The sequence below is a fragment of the Synechococcus sp. BDU 130192 genome, assembly GCF_963876085.1.
Classification (GTDB): Bacteria; Cyanobacteriota; Cyanobacteriia; order Cyanobacteriales; family MRBY01; genus MRBY01.
Genome location: NZ_CAWNNO010000060.1, coordinates 74163 through 91044 on the forward strand (window position 1 = coordinate 74163; position 16882 = coordinate 91044).

Genomic DNA, 16882 nt, shown 5'->3' on the forward strand with positions numbered 1-16882 from the left:
ACCGGGGAACTTTTTGTCCCGTGGTTTCAGCGTGCGGCCTGAAATTTTGATCTGCATCTGCTCTTTGGAGAGGAGCGGTCTGATTTTTCTTCCCATTATCTCCTGCCCTGAGGTTTGCAATTTTGTCATGATTTTAGTCGGTGAGCACCAAGCCCATTTCCTTGAATTTTTCCTGGAGACCCTCCGGGGTATTGCCGCAGTGCAGGTTGCCCCCAGCGCCGCCCATTTGTCGGCTTTGGCGATCGCCAATCATCCAGAACTGATCATTGTGAACCTCGATTTTGTGTCCCGTCCGGAGCGCAAACTGTTTGCCCAGCTTAAAAGTGATCTGCACAGCCGCGATATCCCCCTGATTATTACCACCACGGATATCCATGCCCAAACCCGGGCCGAGGCTTTCTCGTTTGGGGCCGATGATGTGTTGCTATTGCCCTGCACCAGCACCGAATTACAAAAACGTGTCCAACAACAACTTAACCACAAACATCTCCAAGCCCTGTGGTCAAACCAAACCGAGCAACTGCAACAGACAATCACCCGCCAAAGAATTCTCCGGGTCGTGATCAATCGGATTCGTCGTACCCTCAACCTCAACGAAATTTTTCAGAGCACGACTAAAGAAATCCATGATGCCCTGCATTGTGACCGGGTGGTGATCTACAAGTTTAACCCCGACTGGAGTGGTCACTTTGTGGCTGAGGCCATGTCTCCCCAATGGCGATCGCTGATGAATGACGCCAGTGCGCGACAGCGTGAACTCCTAAAATATTCCGCAGTGCGTGATGACCGTTGTATTGTCAAAGTTTTTGAAAGTGAGCTACCGGGCTGGGTAGAAGATACCTATCTCCAGGAAACCCAGGGGGGGATTTATCGTCAAGGCAATACCTACCGGGCAGTCCATGATATTTACAAAGCTGGGTTTCCTCCCTGTTACATCGAGCTCCTCGAAAACTTCCAAGCCAAAGCCTATATCACCCTACCGATTTTCCTAGGCGATCGCCTGTGGGGACTCCTCGGCATCTACCAAAACAACGCCCCCCGCACCTGGCTTACCGAGGAAATCGAAATGCTGCGGCAGATCGCTACCCAACTGGGTGTGGCCCTCCAACAGGCCCAACTCCTAGAAACCCTACAGGCAGCCAAGGAAGAGGCAGAAAAGGCAAACCAAGCAAAAAGTCAATTTTTGGCCAATATGAGCCATGAACTCCGCACACCCCTCAGCGCCATTTTGGGGTTTACGGAGCTACTCACGGGGGATACTAACCTCACTGCCGATCAACTCGAATCCCTCGACATCATTACCCAGAGTGCCCAGCACCTGCTGAACCTGATCAACGATATTCTCTCCCTCTCAAAAATTGAGGCCGGGGAGACCAGCGTCCTTCGAGAAGCCTTTAATCTCGTTGAAGCTCTCAATGTTATCTACGATTTTGTTGTCCTTGCGGCGAAACAAAAGCAACTAGAACTGATCTTTGAGCGTGATGCCAATGTACCGGAGGTGATTTACCTCGATGAAAAAAAGCTCAAGCAAGTCTTAATTAATCTCTTGAGTAATGCCATTAAATTTACTGAGGTGGGTCGCGTTACCCTCAAAATTACCTATGATGCCCACCAACAGAACTTACACTTTGCCGTAATTGATACGGGGCCTGGCATCCCAGAACATGAGCAGAACAAATTATTTCAGGTTTTTCAGCAAACCAGCACAGGAATCCGTTCGCGCCAAGGTACGGGCCTAGGTCTCGCCATCAGTCAGCAGTTGGTACAGCTCATGGGGGGAGAAATCCAGGTAACAACGGCAGAAAACCAGGGTAGTTGCTTTTGGTTTGAGCTGTCCCTCGCTTCGCCAGAAAAAGATCAAGCAGACGTTTCAATTCAGGCTTTTGGAGAACACACGGGGCGATCGCCCAAAATTTTGCTCCTCAAGGATCAAGTCGAGCAGCGGGAATTACTCTGTCAGCGACTGGCCAGGGCTGGTATCGAAACCCAGGCGATCGCCATGGAAGCAATCTCCAATCACCCATGGCAACAATGGACACCAGACCTAATTTTGGTTGACCTGAAACTGGCCTCCGTCGATGGTGCGGAGATCTTGAGTAATATCCAACAACAGCTCCAAACAGTCCCCCTAACCGAAGACCCAAAACTCATCGTGATTACCGCCGATATCTTTCAAAATCAGCAAGATGAGCATTCGCGGTTAGCTTGTGATGACATTATTTATCACCCGGTCTCTTTGGAGGAACTTCTAGGTAAGGTTGCCCATCATTTAGAGCAACATAGGGGAATCTTGAATCCCGTTGACGCCCACCCAAAATCACAAACCTCCCCGTCCTAAATCCAGTTCGTTATGCTGAAGTTGTCAGCGATTACCTTGTTTTAATCTCCTTGGCTCAAAGGCTACTAATCTTTAAATTTTGTCACCGCCGATGGCTTCTACTTCCCCGAAAAAACAACCGCCTCGCCTGATCACCTTTAAACAACTCATTAAAACCCACCATGGTCGCGCTTATTTCCTGGGTGGTAGTTGCTTGGCGATGTTAACCCTCACAAGTGTGGGCTTCGCAACCCTGGTCAATCCTCGGGTGCCGATTCCGGTGGTGGATAGTCTTTTGGGACAATTGCCGGTCCAGACAGCGGCGCGGGTTTTGGAGGAAACGGAATCCCCATCATCCCAAACGGTCAGTGGCGCGGACGCCTCCCCGGCAACAACAACGCCGCCACCCGCCGAGACTAATGCTCAGACAGATTCCCCTGGGGGAGAACCGTCCGTGTTACCCCTCTGGATTTATGGCGTCATTGTGCTTTGTGCTCTGGTGGGGCCTTCTCTATTTACCTATGCCCTTTACCGACTCTATCAACAGTCCCGACGACGGCCTCAAATACAGAGACAAGCCTCCCCAGAAGTTGGGCGATCGCCGCTGCCGATGTCCCCTCCCCAAGACGGTTAAGGGCGAATTTATCGGGGGACGGCGGCCACCTCCCCTATAATGTGGAGGGTTAAAAAAACTTTTAGTGTATTTCCACAAACATATGGCTCTGTTGGATTCAAAAGGGCGTCTTTTCGGCAAAGTGAGCATCCTCGATCTGGGGGCACTTCTGATCATTCTCGGCGTAATTTTTGGTATTTTTTTCCTCCCCGGTCGTTCGGGTTCCGTGGCCCAAATTGGGTCAGCCATGGAAGCGATCGAGGTGGAAGTCCTGGTGCGGGGTCTGAGTGTAAAGTCCCCAGAGACCTTTGTGGCAGAATTTCAAGGGTCTGAAACGACCTCCATCGTGATCCGCAATCAACCCTTTGCCAATGTTGGCATTAAGTCCATTGAGCTTTTACCCCGGACAACCCCTGTGCCCCAGCCGGACGGCTCTGTTTTACCGTTAAATGATCCCCGTCCTGAGGTGCAGAATATTGGGGATTTTCGGATTGTGTTAACCAGCGAAGCCCAGAAAACAGATAATGGCTATGTTTTTGGCAACAACAAGGTCAAAATTGGCCATACCCTGCGCCTTGAGGGGTTTAATTACGATTTCAATGGCAGCGTGATTGATATCCGGGCAGTGGAGAAATAGGCTCGACTCCATGGGCAAGTATTGGCGCATTTTAGGACTGTTTTGGAGTACGGCGATCGCCGCCGAATTGGAGTATCGTTTAAATTTTTTCATTGCGGCCCTCAGTAGTGTGGGAAATTTAGCGGGCAGCCTGTTCAGCCTCTTTTTGTTTTACCGCACGGGATATCAATTTTCCGGTTGGACTTGGCAAGAGGCGATGTTGGTGGTGGGAATGTTTACCCTCTTGCAGGGGGTGGCCAATACTTTTTTTTCGCCGAATCTCAACCGGATCGTCCAACAGGTACAGGAAGGCACCCTCGATTTTGTGCTACTCAAGCCCATCAGTAGTCAATTTTGGCTCTCGGCGCGGATGATTTCCCCCTGGGGCTTGCCTGACTTAGTTTTAGGACTGGGAATTTTGATCTACATCGGGCTGCAGTTGGGTCTGTCACCGCTCAATTATGTGTTGAGCCTGATTCCCATCGGGTTTGGGATGTTGATCCTCTACAGCCTCTGGTTTATGTTGGGGGCAACGAGTATCTGGTTTGTGAAAATTTATAACGTCACCGAGGTGCTGCGGGGTTTCCTTGAGGCGGGGCGTTACCCGATTGTGGCCTATCCGGGGGTCTTTCGTTTTTTCTTTACCTTCATTGTCCCCATTGTTTTTTTAACGACCATTCCTGCGGAAACCATGTTGGGGCGATCGCCTTTGGGGTGGATTGCTGGTGCCGGTTGTTTGGGCCTGCTGCTGCTGTTATTGTCTAATGTGGTGTGGCGGTTTGCCCTACGGTTTTATACCAGTGCTTCTAGCTGAAGCCTTAGCAAGAATTTAAACTTTGTCTCCTAGACTGCCGTTGTATGAAAAGAAAACCCATCCTATCGACCATTGGTTGGCGAGAATGTGTGGCGCTCCCGGATTTTCAGATCCCCGTGATTCGCGCCAAAATTGATACCGGTGCTGGCTCCTCCTCGATCCATGCCACCCGCATTCACTATTTTCACCAAGGCGATCGCGAGATGGTTCGTTTCCAAATTCACCCCCACCAGCACAATATCCATGACACCGTTACCATAGAAGCCCCTTTGGTCGAACACCGCAGCATCAAAAGTTCCAATGGCCAAAAGCAACTGCGGCCCGTCATCGAAACCCATGTTCAACTAGGCGAACACCGTTGGCTCATTGAACTCAATCTCACCAATCGCTCCTTAATGGGTTATCGGATGCTCCTTGGACGCCAGGCCCTGCGCAAACGATTCCTCGTTGATGTGAGCAAATCTTTTCTCCAAAGCCAACCGGATCATCCCCACCAACCATGAAAATTGCCATTCTCTCCCAAGATCCAAAACTCTATTCCACCCGTCGTCTCCGGGAAGCCGCCGAAAATCGTCACCACGACGTCCAGGTGATTAATTTCATGCGCTGCTACATGAATATCACATCCCATCAACCCTTTGTCATTTACCAGGGGCAGCGGTTAGAAAATTTTGACGCGATTATTCCTCGCATTGGAGCATCGGCCACTTTTTACGGTACGGCGGTGGTGCGTCAGTTTGAAGTGATGGGAGGGTTTAGTGCCAATACATCCCAGGCGATTTCTCGGTCCCGCGATAAACTGCGATCGCTGCAAATTTTAGCCCGCAAAGGCATTGGACTTCCGGTGACAGGTTTTGCCCACGCGACCCAGGACATTGATGGCCTCATCGAAACCGTGGGTGGTGCCCCCGTGGTCATTAAACTTTTAGAAGGCACCCAGGGTATTGGTGTGGTGCTCGCGGAAACCCACCAGGCCGCCAAATCCGTGATCGAAGCCTTTCGGGGGTTGGATGCCAACATTTTGGTGCAAGAATACATCGCCGAAGCCAAGGGTACAGATATCCGCTGTTTTGTGGTGGGCGAGAAAGTCGTGGCGGCAATGAAGCGCCAGGGAGCAGAGGGAGAATTTCGGTCTAATTTGCACCGGGGTGGCAAAGCGGACAAAGTTCGACTCACCCCCGAAGAGCGCAGTACCGCTGTCCGGGCCGCTAAAGCGATGGGATTGCGGGTCGCTGGGGTAGATTTGTTGCGTTCAAACCACGGGCCTCTGGTGATGGAAATTAACTCTTCACCGGGATTAGAAGGCATCGAAAAAACCACCGGGGTTGATGTGGCCGGAAAAATTATTGAATATCTCGAAAAGAATGCCGCTCCTGGGAAAACCACCGATCGCATTCAGTATTAGAGGTCAGATTTTTGCCCACGGGCTAGAAGAAAAGCTGCAAAATTGTCTCAAGGCGATCGCCCCAGGTAAGTTCATCGTGGCGACCAAGGGGATCTTCAAGGGTAAAAAGATTCACATTTTCTTGGTATTGGAACTCTTCGATTAAAAGCGATCGCATTTCTTGGCCCCGTAATCTCGCCCGTGCCTCCTGGTGCTGGGCATCAGCCATTAAACCCCAGTCTAGGTAAATTTTGGGGCGCAATTTGGGATTGCTCAAAACGGGAGTCGCGGCAAAAACCAACGCCGAATTTTCAAGGGATATCTTAAAAGCTCCATCTAAACCATTTATGGACATTGGGTTTGCCTCCAGTCCCAGCCAAAAAGAGGGGGATAAAGCGGCCACTTGGGGAAACTGGCGGGGGTGCTGGGTAGCCGTGTAAAAAGCAGCCAACCCGCCTTGGGCAGCACCGACGATGAGCGTTTGATCGGTTTGGGTGCGGTATTGCGCATCGATAAAGGGTTTCAGTCCTTTGGCAAGATAACGACTGTAATCCCCTAGGCCACCACCTTGATCCGGGATATGGGAATATTCGTAAGCACGATCATTGGGGCAAATGGCTACGACAATCAGTTTTTGCAATTGCTCCCGCAGGTACAGTCGACTCAAGCGCTCTGCCGCCTGCCAACATTGACCAAAATCCCCATCGGGGAAAAAAATATGGTCGCCATCGTTGCAGTAAAGTACGGGCAGGCGATCGCCAGTTACTTCATAATCTCGTGGTAAAAAGACATGGATTTTGCGGGGTTGATCAAAATACGCCCCAAAACCCTTGAGTTGCAACTGATCATAGGTATGGAAAAAACCGCCCCAATGGCCCTGATCATGGAACCAAGCCCGTTGTCCACCTTTGTAAAATTCTTCTGCCATAGATGTTTTTTAACCTGCTGGGTTCAACCCATCCCCTAACCCAAAAATTCCAAAAACAACGGATGCTCACCTTCTACTAAGCCTCGGTTTTGCAGTGGAAAAAAGGGGATTTTCTCGCATTCTAGTGGCTTTTGCCAGAAACTTTTGCCCCTAGGGCCATTCCCACCAAAACAGTCCCTAAAGGATGATAAATTTGCCTGTCTGCTTCCCTTACAAATAGAAAATAACTGTTACAGTTCTTGACACTTGATCTATGGCGTAGGGGTCTGGTGATAGCATTTGCGAAACACCCTTTATTTAATAAAGATTTTTGAGCATGTCTAACGAGCTTACTGGAAAAACACCGAAATTCGGTGGCAGCACGGGTGGTCTACTCGCCGCTGCTGAACGGGAGGAAAAATACGCCATCACCTGGTCTAGCGCAAAAGAGCAGGTTTTTGAACTGCCCACCGGTGGTGCAGCGGTCATGAACGAAGGCGATAACCTCATGTACTTTGCCCGCAAGGAACAGTGCCTTGCCCTCGGGACTCAGCTGAAAACACAATTTAAGCCCAAGATTACCGACTATAAGATTTACCGTGTCTTCCCCTCCGGCGAAACTCAGTTCCTCTATCCTCTCGATGGTGTACCTTCTGAGAAGGTAAACGAAGGTCGCGAATACAAAGGGAAAGTTGACCGCAATATCGGGAGCAACCCCGAACCGGCAACCCTGAAGTTTTCTGGTGTGGCCCCCTACGAAGCCTAGATTTTTACCACAACAGTCCGGGCGGAAGTTGACAGTTTTAGTTTGAGTTATGAAGGCTTTCTTGGTGGCGGCGATTAGCCCAGACCGATGAAGAAAGTCTGTTATGATGAAAAGCTGAACAAAAGGCTTCCGCTTCTTTGTGTCTAGCTCTATTTTTACTTTTATTCACTGTCCCAGCGGCCCTCCATGTGCCCCAGGCGACCGACGCATTTCCTATGATTTTTCCTGATTTCGAGCAGTTTCGGCATCTCAGTCAACAGGGTAATTTTATTCCGGTCTATCAGGAGTGGGTGGCGGATCTCGAAACGCCAGTGTCGGCTTGGTACAAGGTTTGTGCAGATCAACCCTACAATTTTCTGTTGGAGTCCGTTGAGGGGGGCGAAAATATTGGTCGCTATAGTTTCCTCGGTTGCGATCCGGTTTGGGTCTTAGAAAATAAAGGCGATCGCACCACGCAAAAATTCCGTGATGGGGCCGTCCAAGAATTTAGCGGCAATCCCTTTGATGTGTTGGCCCAATGTCTCGCCAGCATTAAGCCTGTCCAACTGCCGGAATTACCACCGGGGATTGGTGGCCTATTTGGGATGTGGGGCTATGAGTTGATGCGCTGGATCGAGCCACGGGTGCCAGTGTACGAACGCCAAGAAGAGGATCTGCCCGATGGCCTCTGGATGCAAATTGATAGCTTGATTATTTTTGACCAAGTTAAACGCAAGATTTGGGTCATCACCTATGCTGACCTGCGGGATCCGGCGGTGCCCCTAGAAGAAGCCTACCTAAATGCCTGCGATCGCGTGACGAAATTAGTCCTCAAGCTCAAGTTGCCTTTGCCTGTTGCCGCCAAACCCTTAGAATGGCTCGCCAACCCAGACGGGGAAGCCCTCAAGTACGAAAGCAACACTTCCCAAGCACAGTTTTGCCAGAACGTCGCCAAGGCAAAGGAATACATTAAGGCCGGGGATATTTTCCAGGTGGTGCTGTCCCAGCGGCTCCAGACGAGCTACGAAGGCCATCCCTTTGATCTCTACCGTTCCTTGCGCCTGATTAACCCTTCTCCCTATATGTCTTTTTACAATTTTGGGGACTGGCAACTCATCGGTTCTAGCCCAGAGATTATGGTCAAAGCCGAGCAAGCGCCAGACGGAAAACTCCAGGCGATGCTCCGACCGATTGCGGGCACGCGACGCCGGGGGAAAACCCAAGCTGAGGATTTAGCGTTAGAAAAAGACCTCTTGGCCGACCCTAAGGAAATCGCTGAACACGTGATGCTTGTGGATTTGGGCCGCAATGATCTCGGTCGCGTCTGCGAAAAAGGCACGGTCACAGTTGGGGATTTGATGATCATCGAACGCTATTCCCACGTGATGCACATCGTGAGTAATGTGATGGGAGATTTAGCCCCCGACCAATCGGCTTGGAATTTATTACAGGCTTGTTTTCCCGCCGGAACAGTCAGCGGTGCGCCGAAAATTCGGGCTTTAGAAATTATCAATGAACTGGAACCCGAACGGCGCGGCCCCTACTCTGGCGTCTACGGTTACTACGATTTTGAAGGCCAACTGAATACGGCGATTACGATCCGGAGCATGATTGTGCGATCGCAGGGGAATCAGCACCAGGTCTTTGTCCAGGCGGGCGCGGGCATCGTCGCGGATTCAGAGCCGGAGCGAGAATACCAAGAAACCCTCGATAAGGCCAGGGGGATGTTGGAAGCGATTCGCTGCCTTCAGGTTTAATGACGTCTGGGGACAGGGAGCTTTAAGAAGACGTTGGATTCAGGATCACAGCATCTCCCACTGAAATCTTGCCTGAACTGGTAGGCATGAGATTAATGCCAAAAAGAATGCCTTTGGCAGTGCGTCGAAAAGTGCCCAGAGTGCGGAGGGGTTCTTGGGTTGGGTGGCGATCGCCTGTGGTTTGATTCGTCGTAATCACAATGCAACGTTCGCAGGGTTTGGCGGTGACAAAGGTCGTGCCACCAATACCCACAGTCTGCCAATGATCTTCCGCAAAGGGTTGTGCTGTCTCGACTACCAGATTGGGACGAAACTGATTCATCGAAACGGCTGCCCCTAATTTTTCTTCCAGCAGCTTTAAAGAAGCAGTATTGGTGAGGAGCACCGGATAACCATCGGCAAAACTGACATTTTGGGTCTCCCACAGGGCGTATTTTGGGTTAAGGGGCCGGGGATGGTCGGGGGATTGGCGCACGAGACGGCAGGGGGTTTGTAGCACCTCCGAAAACCAAGCGGCAGCTTCAGGGCCTTGGTCAAGGGCTTGGGTCTGGTTGCGCCAGATTGTCACAGGTTTGAGGGAGCCTACGGTTTTGGGAGACAGTTTCAGGGGCGAAAAATCATCAAAAGTTAAGGTGAGATTATCCTCTGTCATGTGGGGCTTAACCCTGGCCAGTTGGGGATATTGCCGTTGACTGAGAAATTTCCCGTCGGCATCAACAATCATCCATTGGCGATCGCCTTGAAAACCCTGGGTTAAAACTTCCACTGTCTCCAAGGGAATCCCACCGCAGGACTTCACCGGATAAATCCATAAGGCCGTCACCCGTGCCACTCGCTAAACCTCTAACAAATCGTGTTGGGCCATATAGCTAAGGAGCCAACTGGCCATGGTCGCCCGCCGCGTCAGGCGCGGAATCAGTTGATCAACTGTGTAGCCCTTAAAGCCCATTTTTTCCTTGAGCAGAGCCTTATAGGGTTTGGGGATCGAGCGGGTCAGTTGTACCGTGGGGGGACGCTCCTCAATGAACTTAGGTGGTTCTGGATATTTTTCGGCCCAGGCTGGATCAACTTGGTCAAGATTCCAGCATTTTTGAGTTTCATTGTAACGGTAGCCGAGGTAATGCCAGACCAACTGATGGAGCGTTTCATCCTCAAGGCGATCGTCGATGATTTGCTGAATGGTGTCCGTTGTTAGGGGAGGCAAAGTCACGATAACAGAAAGAAAAGGTGTAGAGAAAGCTGGTTCAATTTTAGGCGATCGCCTCCACAAAATATGTGGCCGTTGCGCCGGATTCCCAAACCGTCTGGGTCACTCTCCAGGAAGGCAATGCCCTCGATGCGAGCAATAGAGATGGGACAATTAATCTGGCGACCTATCCAAATTTACTCAAAATCCGTAGCTGTGACCCTGGAGTGGCACAAACCGCACAGCGTGCCGCACAGCGGATCTCTCCGAGATCGCCTTTTCCATTTCCAAGTCAATGCTGGTTTTTCGGGTCAAAAGATTGTTTCAAAATCCGTAGCTGTGGCCCTGGAGTGGCACAAACCGCACAGCGATCGCCTTTTCCATTTCTAAGTCAGTGCTGGTTTTGTGGAGGACTTCAAGGCGTTGGCCGACGGTGCCCACAGGAATTACCAGGTGACCGCCCACGGCCAATTGTTGCAGTAACGGTTGGGGCCGATGGTCTGGGGCCGCCGTAACAAGGATCGCGTCGTAGGGAGCAAATTCTGGCCAGCCCTGGTAACCGTCACCAATCTTGTAGTGGATATTTTTGTAACCTAATTGTTCTAGGCGATCGCGGGCTTGCCGGGCTAATTCGGGCACAACTTCAACGGTAAAAACTTCCTGGGCAATTTCGGCGAGGATTGCCGCTTGATAACCGCACCCCGTACCAATTTCTAAAACTTTGCTGCTGGGCGTCAGGTGGGCCGCCTCGGTCATGTAGGCGACGATGTAGGGTTGGGAAATGGTTTGGCCATAGCCGATGGTGAGGGGTTGATCGGCGTAGGCGAGATTTTGGAGAGAAGCGGGCACAAAGCGATGCCGGGGCACTTGCTGGAGCGCGGCTAAGACGGCTGGATCGTTCACGCCCCTGGCGATAATTTGCTGCTTAACCATCCGCTGACGTAACGCAACGGTGGGATCGGCACAGAAATCATTGGTGGGTGGAAGATCCATGGTCGCTGGCGAGGATCATTTCAGTTATGAATCCTTCGACTTCCTCCTACCTCCATTGTACTCCTGGAATCTAGAGAAAGTCGGGCCGCTGTTGTTGGGCCGCTGTGAGGAATTGGGCGATCGCCTCCCAGTTTTCTGTTTCAAGATCTGCAATGACTTGATCTAACTGCTGCCGATAATGGGTGAGGGATTTTAACAGCGCCTGTCGATTCCCCTGGGCCATCATCAACCCCAATTCTGGATTGCCACCGCCGACACGACTGGTATCCCGAAAGCCAGAACTCGCTAAAGCTTGGGCCATTTGTAGCACTTCTGAATTGATTTCCGACCCACAGGCCGCGATCAGACTCGCACCAACGTAAACGGGTAAATGGGAAATCCAGGCCACCGCTTGATCGTGAATCTCCGGGGCGCAGCAGTAAAAACGACTCTGGAGCAGCAGGATTAAGTCTTTAAGGATTTTCACCGCATCAGGGGAAGTTTCATCGGTCGGCGTTAAAACGTAGGGTGCGTTGATAAACAATCCGGGGAGTGCGGCGTCAATACCCTGTTCGGCTGTGCCCGCCATGGGATGTCCCCCGACAAAATTGGGCCACAGCGGGGCGATCGCCTGGACAATTTCCCCCTTCACCGAGGCCACATCCGTCAAAATCGTCGTGGGTTTGAGGTGGGGAATAAGGGTTTGGGCCGTGGGCAAAATCGCTTTGATCGGCGTGCAGAGAAACACCACATCCGCATCCTTGAGAAGAGAAAAATCTGTGCTGGCTTGGTCGACAATTCCCTTTCTCAAGGCCGTTTCGCAGGTTGTATTTTTCCGGGAAACTCCCAATACTTCTAACCCTTTTTCCCGAAAGGCGATCGCCAAAGATCCACCGATTAAACCCAGCCCGACAATGCCAATTTTCATGAATTTTTTCCCCATTAAAAATCCCCCGCACCGCAAGTGTCATCGGGGGAGCCGAACACTGTCACGCGACAGCAATCACAAAAAAATTTAGAGGTCGCCGCGAATTTCTTCAACAACACCATCCCGGACCACAAGTTCAACATTCAGCTTGCGCACCAGATTATCGCCCACTTTCACTTCAAAGAAACTCTCCATCTGACCCTGGAGAAACTCTTGATCTAATTCTAAGTTTTGTACCTGTTGGAGCTGCTGGAGTACTTGGTTTTTCTTCTCAAGGAGTTCCCGCTTTTTTTGGTTAACCTGGAGTTGGATATTTTCCATTTGTTGAGCGACCTGGGGGGTATTGCCCTGTTGTTGAAGTTCACTAATGGTGCGATTTCCTTGGACATCCAGTTGTTGTAATTGACCATCAAAAGTCGCTATTTGTCCCTGGAGTTGCTGCTGTACTTCCTCTTTCCAGCGGGGGGTCACGATGACCTTCAGATTAATTGGGCGTTTGAGGGTAACAGTAGGCACTTGGTTTCCGTCCATGTGAATGTTTTCCTAGAGAAATGTAACTCGGTTTTGTTAAATCAGTGGGCTAAAGGGGCCCTATCTGCAAAATATTTTCAGGGTAGCATCAATACCCGAAGATTCCGCCATTCGGATCGCTTAATCTTTGTCGTAAAGGGAAGCAATTAAGGCCGCATATTTCTCTGCCACCACTGGCCGCTTTACCTTTAGCGTCTGGGTCATTAGGCCATTCTCAATGGAAAAAGGCTCCAAAATCAACGCAAAATCACTAATGCGGTCATCCACCCGATAGCCAGGCCGATTTTTAATTTCTCGATTCAGCTCCTGTTTAAATAAATTCAAGACTGGCTTACTGTACAAATCCGTTTGGGGCAGTTGTTCTGAAGGAATGTCAGGATCTGGCAATTGCAAACCAAGGCCACCCTGGGACACCCACTGGCCGAGGGCTTCGAGGTTCGGCACAATTAAAGCACCGAGGGATTTTTGATCCTGGCCCACCAGCATAATTTGATCGATGTAGGGACTGCGGGCGCAGGCATCTTCGATGGGTTGTGGTTCGATGTTTTCGCCGTTGGTGAGGACAATAGTATCCTTTGCCCGACCCGTTAAAACGAGATCCCCCTGGGGCGTCACCCAGCCGAGGTCGCCGCTGTCAAACCAGCCTTCGGGATCAATAGCCTTGGCGGTGGCTTCGGGTTTGCGGTAGTAGCCCTGCATCACCTGGGGGCCACGGATTAAAACCAGTCCCTTTTGGCCTTGGGAGAGGGTTTGTCGCGTTTCGGGATCGACAATGCGAATTTCGGTGCCCTTGAGGGCGGGGCCAGCGGAGCCACGCACATTGCGTTCGGGCCGACGGGCATTGGTCACTGGGGAGGTTTCGGTGAGGCCATAACCCACGAGGATATTGATCCCCACGATTTCAAAAAAGGTGTCGATGTGTTGGGCGAGGGAGCCGCCGCCGCTGATTACGTAGCGAATTTTGCCGCCAGTGGCCCCCCGAATTTTTTCGTAAACGAGTTTGTTGCCGAGGAGGTGAAAGGGGTAAAGGGCGATCGCCTTTGCTCTAGCCATTAACCGCGTTAGGGGAGAAACATGGAAATGCTCCAGGCTGAGGTTGTTGGCGATACGCTGGGCCAGGACATAATTTTGGGAGCAGGTGAGGAAAAAGTTCACCAGCTTTTGTTTCTTGGCGGGTTGTTCCCGGAGATTTTTCTGCACTCCTTCGTAAATCGATTCCCAAATGCGCGGCACCGCAACCATGTAACCGGGCTTGTAGGTTTGGAGATCTTTTTTGATGTTGCGGATATTCGTATAAATTTGGGTGCAGCCCTGGGATAGGAGGAAATATTCAGCAGCCCGTTCGTAGGAATGCCAGGTGGGGAGAATGCTGAGGGTGACATCGCCAGGATTCGGTTGAATCACCTGGTCGAGGTTGCGCACTTGGTAGAGGACATTGCCGTGGGAAAGCATCACCCCTTTGGGTTTGCCCGTCGTCCCAGACGTGTAGATCAAGGTCATTAAATCTTGGGGCGATCGCCCAGGCATCGTCAGGGGTTCCTGGCTGCCGAGGGTCATCAGTTGGGAAAAGTTGAAAATCGGGAGTTCCGTTTCTGGCACTTCTTCGTCGGTGAGGAAAATGACGGCCCTGGGTTGGAGATTTGTAATTTCTGGATTGAGGCGTTCAAAGGTTTTGCGGTCTTCGACGATGAGAAATCGACTTTCGCTGTCAGTGTAGATGTAGAGCAGTTCTTGTTTTTCTGCCTGGGATGAGCGCACCGCATTCACGGCCCCTGCCGCAATACTACCTTGATCGGCGATGAACCAACGGGGGCTATTATCCGCAATCAGGGCGACTTTTTCCTGGGGTTGAAGACCAAGGGCTTGGAGGCCAGCCCCAAACTGCTGAATCCCTTGCCAGAGCTGATGATAGGTCAGTTTGAATTCTGGTTTTTGGTGGGGATCATAGAGGGCAACAATGTCGGCATAACGCTCAGCGGCGATCGCCCAAATTTCTGATAAAGATTGGATCTGGTCGTAGGGAGCAGTGCTCATGGCAATTCCATTTAAAAGCGCAAAAAACAAGCTGAAATCATGGCTACAATCCTACTTTAAAACCAGATTTCACCCATCTCCCCAAAAGTAGACAGTTTTTCAAGTGTCACCCCCTTGGGATCGCCATCAACATTTCCTGACGAAGACCAGTGGCGATCGCCCTTGCAAGCTTTTGTGGAATCTGGAGGGGAGCTTATAATGATTTTTTTGCCACGGTAAGGAGCCGAAAACAGGATGAATGCACTCAAGGGTCGGGATCTTCTGAGCATTGCAGATCTCAGCAGCACAGAAATTATTACCCTGCTAAACCTGGCGGCAGATCTCAAACAGGGAAAAATCGCCCCCACCTGCCCCAAAACCCTCGGCCTGTTGTTCTACAAAGCCTCTACCCGCACCAGAGTCTCCTTCAGCGTGGCCATGTACCAACTGGGTGGCAATGTCATTGACCTGAACCCAAACCGTACCCAAGTAGGTCGCGGCGAACCCATCGAGGACACCGCCAGGGTTTTAGACCGCTACCTCGATATTTTGGCGATTCGTACCTTCGATCAACAGGATCTCGAAACCTTCGCTGATTACTGTGAAATGCCGATTATCAACGCCCTTACAGATTTAGAACACCCCTGTCAGATGTTGGCGGATCTGCAAACGATGCAGGAAACCTTCGGCCAACTAGAAGGCCTGACCATGACCTATGTGGGTGATGGCAATAATGTCGCCCACTCGATCCTCCTCGGTGGCGCGTTAGTCGGCATGAATATTCGCATCGCTACCCCCAAAGATTACGAACCTAGCCCGAAAATTGTCGCCCAGGCCCAGGCCATTGCAGGCGATCGCAGTCAAATTTTAATTACCCATGATCCCAAGGAAGCCGCCGAAGGCTGTCACGCCATCTACACCGATGTGTGGGCCAGTATGGGCCAAGAAGACCTCGCCAACAGTCGGGTACCCATTTTCCAACCCTACCAAGTCAACGCCGAACTCATGGCCCTCGCCGATAAAGAGGCGATCGCCCTCCACTGTTTGCCCGCCCATCGAGGCGAAGAAATTACTGCCGACGTGATGGAAGGCCCCCAAGCCAAAATTTGGGATCAAGCCGAAAACCGGATGCACGCCCAAAAAGCGCTGATGGCCAGTCTCCTTGGCATTGTCTAACTTTAATTATGGATCTAGCGGAGGGTGATTTGTAGCTGGAGATTACTCATGCCCCACATCGCAAAAAATTTCCGCGATAGCTCTAGGCTGGCTTCGGTCATATCACCATCAGGAGCAACCAGCCCTCCCTCTAGGTAGCGACCCCCGTCCGTAACCAGATCAAGCCGTTGTTGATCGTTTTCAATCGGGGTTAAGACTAACTTCCCTCGCGCCAGAGTTTGACCGGCACGACTAATAATGGCACATCGCATCTTTTGGCGCTCTCCTTGAACTTGAATAAAAAAACCTTGTTGAGTATAGCCGAAAGCCCCGACCCCACAACATCCATTGGGGGATTTCTCACCTGTTTTCCCCTAGTCGATCTTGTTACGATACAAAGCAGTGCAACCTCACTTTTGGAGACAAAACACCACCATGACCGACAAAGTTGTCAAAACTGACGCCGAATGGCAAGCGCAACTTTCCCCAGAGGCCTACAAAGTTACCCGCAAACATGGCACCGAGCGGGCCTTTACGGGTGAATATCACGATTTTAAGGGGGAAGGCACCTACAATTGTGTGTGCTGTGGTGCGCCCCTGTTTACCTCGGAGACGAAGTTTAATTCGGGTACTGGCTGGCCGAGCTATTGGCAACCGGTGAATGATCAGGCGATCGCCGAAAAAAATGACTTTAGTTTCTTTATGAAGCGGACAGAAGTGCTCTGCGCGAAATGTGATGCCCACCTAGGTCATGTATTTAACGATGGCCCCCCTCCCACGGGCTTGCGCTACTGTATCAATTCCGTGGCCCTGAAGTTTGAACCGAAGGCCGAGTAGACGCCCTCACACCCTTCACCTTTGGCACCTCCCTCTAGGGACATGCACCCTCCGCCTTTGGCACCTCCCTCTAGGGAGGATTTTTTTATTTATTGACTATTCTCCCC

General features: G+C 51.2%; 18 protein-coding genes. 10 read left to right on the forward strand and 8 right to left on the reverse strand.

Features of this window, described 5'->3' with window-relative positions:
• Positions 1 to 127: 127 nt before the first annotated feature.
• The 6 genes from AACT35_RS13905 (at position 128) to rimK (ending at position 5765) form a co-directional block, all read left to right on the forward strand.
• The gene (locus tag AACT35_RS13905) at positions 128 to 2338 is read left to right on the forward strand and encodes an ATP-binding protein (RefSeq protein ID WP_099237896.1); all 2211 of its coding nucleotides are present in this window, start codon (positions 128 to 130) and stop codon (positions 2336 to 2338) included.
• Between the two features lie 91 nt (positions 2339 to 2429).
• On the forward strand, positions 2430 to 2951 hold the full coding sequence (locus AACT35_RS13910) for a hypothetical protein (protein WP_099237898.1): 522 nt from the start codon (positions 2430 to 2432) through the stop codon (positions 2949 to 2951).
• Between the two features lie 121 nt (positions 2952 to 3072).
• Positions 3073 to 3567 (forward strand): DUF4330 domain-containing protein, encoded by a 495-nt coding sequence (locus AACT35_RS13915; protein ID WP_254047947.1) that lies wholly within the window; start codon positions 3073 to 3075, stop codon positions 3565 to 3567.
• Between the two features lie 10 nt (positions 3568 to 3577).
• A complete protein-coding gene (locus tag AACT35_RS13920; RefSeq protein WP_065710202.1) occupies positions 3578 to 4360 on the forward strand; it encodes an ABC transporter permease in 783 nt (260 codons plus the stop codon).
• A gap of 44 nt (positions 4361 to 4404) precedes the next feature.
• The gene (locus AACT35_RS13925) at positions 4405 to 4863 is read left to right on the forward strand and encodes an ATP-dependent zinc protease family protein (protein WP_012306314.1); all 459 of its coding nucleotides are present in this window, start codon (positions 4405 to 4407) and stop codon (positions 4861 to 4863) included.
• The gene (gene rimK, locus AACT35_RS13930; protein ID WP_012306313.1) at positions 4860 to 5765 is read left to right on the forward strand and encodes a 30S ribosomal protein S6--L-glutamate ligase; all 906 of its coding nucleotides are present in this window, start codon (positions 4860 to 4862) and stop codon (positions 5763 to 5765) included. The genes AACT35_RS13925 and rimK overlap by 4 nt, the downstream gene beginning before the upstream one ends.
• A 22-nt stretch (positions 5766 to 5787) precedes the next feature.
• On the opposite strand, the gene AACT35_RS13935 is transcribed toward rimK, so the two are convergent.
• Positions 5788 to 6672, reverse strand: coding sequence for an alpha/beta hydrolase (locus AACT35_RS13935; protein WP_099237900.1), 885 nt, complete (start codon positions 6670 to 6672; stop codon positions 5788 to 5790).
• 316 nt (positions 6673 to 6988) lie between these two features.
• Here AACT35_RS13935 and AACT35_RS13940 point away from each other — a divergent pair, with 316 nt between their 5' ends.
• Both AACT35_RS13940 and trpE read left to right on the forward strand, forming a co-directional pair.
• Positions 6989 to 7417, forward strand: coding sequence for a photosystem I reaction center subunit II PsaD (locus tag AACT35_RS13940; RefSeq protein WP_012306311.1), 429 nt, complete (start codon positions 6989 to 6991; stop codon positions 7415 to 7417).
• A gap of 215 nt (positions 7418 to 7632) precedes the next feature.
• On the forward strand, positions 7633 to 9153 hold the full coding sequence (gene trpE, locus AACT35_RS13945) for an anthranilate synthase component I (RefSeq protein ID WP_099238027.1): 1521 nt from the start codon (positions 7633 to 7635) through the stop codon (positions 9151 to 9153).
• Between the two features lie 22 nt (positions 9154 to 9175).
• On the opposite strand, the gene AACT35_RS13950 is transcribed toward trpE, so the two are convergent.
• From AACT35_RS13950 to AACT35_RS13975, 6 genes are all read right to left on the reverse strand, one after another.
• Positions 9176 to 9985: an MOSC domain-containing protein gene (locus AACT35_RS13950; protein WP_099237902.1), complete on the reverse strand. Its 810-nt coding sequence runs from the start codon at positions 9983 to 9985 to the stop codon at positions 9176 to 9178.
• 3 nt (positions 9986 to 9988) lie between these two features.
• Positions 9989 to 10363 carry a DUF1823 family protein gene (locus tag AACT35_RS13955; protein WP_339374623.1) on the reverse strand — a complete coding sequence of 125 codons (375 nt, stop codon included), beginning with the start codon at positions 10361 to 10363 and terminating at the stop codon, positions 9989 to 9991.
• 300 nt (positions 10364 to 10663) lie between these two features.
• Positions 10664 to 11332 (reverse strand): protein-L-isoaspartate(D-aspartate) O-methyltransferase, encoded by a 669-nt coding sequence (locus AACT35_RS13960; RefSeq protein WP_099237904.1) that lies wholly within the window; start codon positions 11330 to 11332, stop codon positions 10664 to 10666.
• 70 nt (positions 11333 to 11402) lie between these two features.
• On the reverse strand, positions 11403 to 12239 hold the full coding sequence (locus AACT35_RS13965) for a prephenate/arogenate dehydrogenase (RefSeq protein ID WP_099237906.1): 837 nt from the start codon (positions 12237 to 12239) through the stop codon (positions 11403 to 11405).
• Between the two features lie 87 nt (positions 12240 to 12326).
• Positions 12327 to 12770 carry a YlqD family protein gene (locus tag AACT35_RS13970; RefSeq protein ID WP_012306305.1) on the reverse strand — a complete coding sequence of 148 codons (444 nt, stop codon included), beginning with the start codon at positions 12768 to 12770 and terminating at the stop codon, positions 12327 to 12329.
• A 120-nt stretch (positions 12771 to 12890) separates the two neighbouring features.
• Complete coding sequence (locus AACT35_RS13975; protein ID WP_099237908.1) at positions 12891 to 14804, reverse strand: long-chain fatty acid--CoA ligase; 1914 nt, start codon at positions 14802 to 14804, stop codon at positions 12891 to 12893.
• 234 nt (positions 14805 to 15038) lie between these two features.
• Here AACT35_RS13975 and argF point away from each other — a divergent pair, with 234 nt between their 5' ends.
• The gene (gene argF / locus AACT35_RS13980; RefSeq protein WP_012306303.1) at positions 15039 to 15959 is read left to right on the forward strand and encodes an ornithine carbamoyltransferase; all 921 of its coding nucleotides are present in this window, start codon (positions 15039 to 15041) and stop codon (positions 15957 to 15959) included.
• Positions 15960 to 15973: 14 nt separating this feature from the next.
• Here the strand turns inward: argF and AACT35_RS13985 are convergent, their stop codons facing one another.
• Positions 15974 to 16210 (reverse strand): hypothetical protein, encoded by a 237-nt coding sequence (locus tag AACT35_RS13985; protein WP_062432576.1) that lies wholly within the window; start codon positions 16208 to 16210, stop codon positions 15974 to 15976.
• Positions 16211 to 16373: 163 nt separating this feature from the next.
• Between AACT35_RS13985 and msrB the strand changes: the two genes are divergently transcribed.
• On the forward strand, positions 16374 to 16775 hold the full coding sequence (gene msrB / locus AACT35_RS13990; protein ID WP_012306301.1) for a peptide-methionine (R)-S-oxide reductase MsrB: 402 nt from the start codon (positions 16374 to 16376) through the stop codon (positions 16773 to 16775).
• Positions 16776 to 16882 lie beyond the last annotated feature (107 nt).